Annotated in this window: 6 protein-coding genes; all 6 read right to left on the bottom strand. The window is 41.7% G+C overall.

The window, feature by feature from the left end; genetic code table 11:
• Window positions 1-335, bottom strand: a 335-nt coding sequence (locus tag JR005_RS14920; RefSeq protein WP_228731690.1) for a potassium-transporting ATPase subunit C, incomplete at its 3' end; no start/stop codon positions are given.
• A 9-nt stretch (window positions 336-344) separates the two neighbouring features.
• On the bottom strand, window positions 345-2,363 hold the full coding sequence (gene kdpB / locus JR005_RS10925; RefSeq protein ID WP_218665031.1) for a potassium-transporting ATPase subunit KdpB: 2,019 nt from the start codon (window positions 2,361-2,363) through the stop codon (window positions 345-347).
• Between the two features lie 12 nt (window positions 2,364-2,375).
• Entirely contained in the window at window positions 2,376-4,073 is a 1,698-nt protein-coding gene (gene kdpA, locus JR005_RS10920; protein WP_218665030.1) for a potassium-transporting ATPase subunit KdpA, read from the bottom strand.
• A gap of 291 nt (window positions 4,074-4,364) precedes the next feature.
• Window positions 4,365-4,820 carry a 2-amino-4-hydroxy-6-hydroxymethyldihydropteridine diphosphokinase gene (locus JR005_RS10915; RefSeq protein ID WP_151724621.1) on the bottom strand — a complete coding sequence of 152 codons (456 nt, stop codon included), beginning with the start codon at window positions 4,818-4,820 and terminating at the stop codon, window positions 4,365-4,367.
• A complete protein-coding gene (gene folB / locus JR005_RS10910) occupies window positions 4,777-5,157 on the bottom strand; it encodes a dihydroneopterin aldolase (RefSeq protein ID WP_005004615.1) in 381 nt (126 codons plus the stop codon). The genes JR005_RS10915 and folB overlap by 44 nt, the downstream gene beginning before the upstream one ends.
• A gap of 17 nt (window positions 5,158-5,174) precedes the next feature.
• A partial coding sequence (locus JR005_RS10905; RefSeq protein ID WP_228731689.1) for an ABC1 kinase family protein occupies window positions 5,175-6,151 on the bottom strand: 977 nt, incomplete at its 5' end.

Below are 6,151 nucleotides of genomic sequence, written 5' to 3'. Positions count from 1 at the left end.
TCGACCAAACGCTGTTCAATTTTTGCCTTTAAATCAGGATTAGTCACCGCCAGATTACTCCCTGACATCGCCATCGGATCATAGTTCGCGGCCGAAGGTCGTGACATAAAATAGCGAGGATTTTGAAAATTCTGTGCAACCAGTGAGGAACCTTCAATCCTCTGACTCTTTTCAATCAAACTTCCGTTAGACTGTGCAGGAAAGAGTAACTGCCCTAGTCCTGTTGCCACACTGCTATAAAGCAAACCGAACCCTAAAAGGCTGACCAAACTTAGCCCAATAGCAGGACGTAATATTGCAGAACGAGGTTCAACATATTGTACTGATGATTTCATCATCTACTCCTATATAGCTAAAATATGAACCAAAATAAGATCAATGGCTTTGATTGCAATAAACGGTAAAATCACGCCACCTACACCATAAATCAGCATATTACGGCGTAGTAATTGAGTTGCAGTTGAGGGTTTGAATTTCACACCACGCAAAGCAATTGGGATCAGTAATGGGATAATAATCGCATTGAAAATCAGTGCTGCCAAAATTGCATTGTTTGGACTGGAAAGCTGCATGATATTCAGTTTTTGCATTTGCGGAATGGCAGCAGCAAATAGTGCAGGTAAGATTGCAAAGTATTTGGAAACATCATTAGCCAATGAAAAAGTGGTCAGTGCACCGCGCGTAATCAATTGTTGCTTACCAATTTCAACCACAGCCAAGAGTTTGGTTGGATCGGAGTCCAGATCAACCATGTTCCCCGCCTCTTTAGCAGCCTGAGTGCCTGAGTTCATGGCCAAACCAATATCTGCCTGAGCCAATGCAGGTGCATCATTGGTTCCGTCTCCCACCATGGCGACTAGATGACCATCTTGTTGCTCTTTACGAATACACGCCAATTTATCTTCAGGACGTGCTTCTGCAATATAATCATCCACGCCCGCTTCCGCCGCAATTGCAGCAGCGGTCAGTGGATTATCGCCTGTGACCATCACGGTTTTGATTCCCATTTCACGTAAACGGGCAAACTTTTCTTTAATACCGTGCTTGATCACATCAGAGAGTTCAATTACCCCTAAAATGTGCTGTTGATTGGCAACCACCAATGGCGTTGCACCTTTTGAAGCAACTTGTTCGACTCGAGCTTTTAACTCGACATCGGCTTGCGAGTGCTGTACAAATTTTAAAATCGCATCCAACGCACCTTTACGAATCTGTTGACCATTTTCTAGATTGACACCTGAAATACGTGATGAAGCATTGAACGCAATAAATTCAGCATTCTCAGGCTCAATCGCTTGCAAGCCTTGTTCTCTTGCAAGTTTAACAATCGATTTACCTTCTGGGGTTGGATCAGCCAAAGAGCTCACCCAAGCTGCCATTCTTAAATCAGCCTCAGAAACCGATGTCAGAGGATAAAATGCAGTCGCTTGACGGTCACCATAAGTAATCGTTCCTGTTTTATCTAAAAGCAAAACATCAATATCACCCGCAACTTCAACAGCCTTACCAGATTTTGCTAGAACATTGGCTTTGAGTGCTCGATTCATCCCTGCGATGCCAATCGCTGGCAATAATCCCCCAATCGTGGTTGGAATCAAACACACCAATAACGCGACTAAAACCACTGGACTGATACTGATCTGCAAATAGCTTGCGATAAAAGGCAAACTCGCCACGACCATGACAAAGGTCAGTGTCATCACCATGAGTAAAATACCCAGCGCGATCTCATTCGGTGTTTTTTGACGGTTTGAACCTTCGACCAGAGCAATCATGCGATCTAAAAAGCTATTTCCCGAATCGGCAGTTACTTGCACGATAATAGAATCAGTCAGGACTTTAGTACCACCAATCACACCTGATCGATCTGTTCCTGCTTCACGCAATACAGGCGCAGACTCACCCGTCACCGCTGCTTCATTGATGGTGGCAAAGCCTTCAATAATTTCACCATCAGCAGGAATTAACTCACCTGCATGAACTTCAATAAAATCATTAATTTTAAGCTGAGTTGCCGCAATTTCATGGGTTGTACGATTCTGTAATGATTCCAGTTTTCTTGCGACTAGATTTTGTCGTGCCTGACGCAATGAAGAGGCCTGTCCACGCCCTCTGGCTTCTGCAATCGCTTCTGCATAATTGGCAAACAGTACGGTGATGAACAAAATTACGGTAACTAGACTACCAAACAACCATTCGGTATAGCCTGCCACTGTACTAAATGCCGTAATTAGTGTGCCTAACCAGACAATACCCATGACTGGATTTTTCAACATGTGCTGAGGTAGTAATTTGACAAAAGCACTTTTTATCGCTTCGATGCGCTGTTGACTCGTTTGTTGAGACTGAATTTGAGTTGACATAGTTATTCCTCCTTAACCCAACTGCATACTGAGATAGTCCGCAATTGGCCCAAGGACTAAAATCGGCATAAATTGCAACAAGGTTAAAGTGATGACGACCGCAATTAAGGTCAATGAAAAGGTAGGTGTTTCTACTTTTAAGCTTCCTGAACTTTCAGGAGCCTGACGTTTCTGAGCAAGACGAACAGCAATCATGAGAGGAATAATCAAGGCTGGAAAACGCCCCAGTAATAAAACTGCACTACAGCTTATATTCCACCAGATTGTGTTATCACCCAAGCCTTCAAAACCCGAACCATTATTGGCAAATGCAGATACATACTCATAAAACACCTGACTAATTCCATGCGCACCCGCATTACTAATGCCCGATATCGCAGGATTAACCAGCGTAATTGCAGTAAAAGCTAAAATCACAATCGGTTGTAGCAAAATGAGAATGGCCAATAACTTAATTTCAGCCGCTTCAATTTTACGACCAAATAATTCAGGAGTACGCCCAGTCATTAATCCAGCGATAAACACGGTAAGTAGCAAATAAACGATAAATTGCTGTAAACCGCATCCAATCCCACCCCAAATCGCATTGATCAACATATTGCTCAGAGCAACCAATCCAGTTAATGGTGCAGATGAGTCATGCATCATATCGACCGAACCATTGTTTACCTGCGTGGTGACTGCTGCCCATAATGCAGAAGATGCAGCACCAAAGCGTTGTTCTTTACCTTCCATGACTGTGATTTGATGTGCCGTTGCAGATAAACTTTCTGACCAAATTGATGCGGTCGCAGAAAGGACAGACATCAACAACATGGTTCCGAACACAAACACCGCAAAGCGTTTACGTTGAGTGAAATATCCGACCATAAAAATCAATGAGACTGGAATGAGAAGAATTGCTAGCATTTCCAGAAAGTTTGAAAATGGTGTAGGATTTTCCAATGGGACACTACTATTAGGCCCATACCATCCCCCTCCATTACTGCCTAATTGCTTAATGGCAACCATTGGAGCAACAGGGCCTAGTGGAATTTTTTGTAATTGTTTTTCTACAGAATGATCTAGTACTTGTACTTCTGGACCACCCTGAAAAGTTGCAGGAACCCCCTGCCAATTCAATAATAATGACCAGATTAAGCACAATGGCATTAAGAAACGCACCGTAGGACGGACTAAATCTGCCCAATAATTTCCCAATTGAACCGAATCACTCGTCAAATTTTCACAGCTTTTCTTCTGTAGAAAAAAAGCTCTAAGCGTTGCCACAGCCAAAGCCAGCCCCATCATCGGGGTAATCACCTGCAAACCCACAATTGCTGTCATTTGTGAAAAATATGACAGTTGAGCCTGACCTGAATAATGTTGTTGATTGGTATTGGTTAAAAACGAGATGGTGGTATGCAATGCCAAATCCCAACTCATATTTGGGGCTTGATTTGGATTTAACGGCAGCCATGCTTGGGTCATAAAAATGCAAGTTGATAAAACCAACAACACCACACAACTTATTAAAAATGCAGCGATATACTGGCGAAGTCCCATCTGCTGCTCTGGCTTTACCCCCAAAATCGCGTAAATAGGTCTTTCAATCCAACCAAATATGACATCAGATTTCATCGGCTGATTCGCCATGACCTTCGCCAGATATTTACCCAATGGCCAAGCAAGTAAGATGACTAATGCAAGTAATAAATAAAGTTCTAGCATGACAAAATCCCCTGTAAACGACAGAGATTTATCATCTGAAATGTGAATAATGATTGAAGACTTTTTAGACTTTGCTCTTCGAGTGTAGAGCTAAAAATGCTACCGACATAGACGCTAGACATTATTATATTCCTGAAATTGAAACGGATTTCCCGAATCTCAGTATGCGTATAATGTCCGTAAACTCTCTATTGTCGAGAGTTTAACTGGCGTAAATTTTGCGTAAAATCTTATAAACGTGAAAAGTGATCATCAAAATTTATTTTGTAAATCAGATAAATACTATTACGATCACGAATGGGTTTGAGTCTTGATCTGAAAATCAACCTGTGGAAAATTGCACTCTGAAACGTATAGCACAGCATTTTTCCATAACTCATAAAGTGGAATTTTGACGTCTACTGCGAGTGGCATTTTTTTAGGATTAAACTGCATCTTACTAAGATGATCTCCCCACGCAATCAAATCGACGTCGAGCGAAATCTGATGTGATGGTCGAATACGACCTGATTGAGCCTCAAGTTGTTTCAGCGCGATTTCAATCTCAGATCGGCTTTTTAGAGATTTTAACAGACAGGCTGAATTCCAATAATTCGCTCCAACACCATCACGGCACGGAATCTGATAAACATGTGAAAATGTAACCTCACCCCATGACTGAATGGTTTGATAGGCAATCTGAAAATGTGATTCTGGATCAAGATTACTCGCCAATGCGAGGGCAAAAATCGTTTCGTTGGCGTTCAAGGCGAATTCCTACAGAATTGGCTTCTGCAATAATGGCAGGCTTACGAATGGTAATAATAATAGATTGAATCGCTGAAAACGTCTCGAAAAGCACTTGTAAAACCAGTTGAGCCGCATGCTCAATCAATTTCGGTTGTGCTTTTTGAATGGTTTGAGCAGCAAGTTCACAGATTTGAGCATAATTTAAAGTATGCTCAAGCTGATCTGATTTAGCTGCTTGGCTCAAATCAACATGAACGGTTAAATCCAGCATTAAAGGTTGAATAATTTGCCGTTCCCAATTGAAACAGCCAATTACAGTATTGACCTTTAAACCTTCAATAACAATGGCATCCATGATGATCTAACTCAAAATTAATGTTTAAACAACGATTGTGGCTCTATAGTTTGAACCATTTTCAGACGTTGGTCTGCATAAATATCGGTATACGGTGCAAGGACGCGCATAAAACGATCAAAATACAGCATTTGTTTAAACAACAGCGCAAAATCACGCGGGAATTTGATCCCGTGACGCTCACCCACAGCCACCATATCTAGCATAATATCATTTAAATCAGACGGTTTTGAAGTCAAAATTTCCTGAGGATCGGCAAGTAAAACACCACTAAATAAGCGCTCAAGATCACGCGCCAAGACATGAGTATCAATCTTGGTATGGGTCATGCCCATTTTCAGCATGTTTTCAGCCATTGCGGTGTAATCAGTTTTTTGTAAGGCATCCATAAAGGCTAAACATGCGGTCCAGACTTCGGGATTCAGTTGCCCGACAATCCCAAAATCAATAAAACCAATACGACCATCTTCAAGCAACATAAGATTACCTGCATGCAAATCTGCATGAAAGCTCTTACACAGCATTAGACTTCCAAACCATGTATTCATCGCCGTAATTAAGACCTGTGACGGATCTTTGGCGTATTTTTTGACCACTTCAAAATCAGTTAAAGACACGCCATATAGACGCTCCATGGTCAGTACACGGCGCGTTGAAAACTGATGATAAACTTTTGGTGCAGTAGCTGCCTGATTATTAGTGATTTGAAGATATTCTACAAAATCATCCAGATTCTGAGCTTCTTCAATAAAATCAACCTCACGCACCATTCGTGTTTTAATTTCATCCACAATTTCAGAAAGTGAAGCAAACTTGACCTTTGGAATGGCTTTTTCCAGCATTTTGGTCGCCCAATGCACCACATTCAAATCGGTGTATAAAATCGTTTCAACACCTGGTTTTTGCACTTTAATGACGACATTTTCACCTGTAGTGAGTTTTGCCGCATGCACTTGAGCAATAGATGCTGAAGCCAACGGCGTTTCATCAATCG

The sequence above is a fragment of the Acinetobacter sp. Colony158 genome (assembly GCF_019264745.1).
GTDB classification, from domain to species: domain Bacteria; phylum Pseudomonadota; class Gammaproteobacteria; order Pseudomonadales; family Moraxellaceae; genus Acinetobacter; species Acinetobacter ursingii.
The sequence above is the reverse complement of the archived record's forward strand: the minus strand, read 5'-3'. Positions and strand labels throughout refer to the sequence as shown.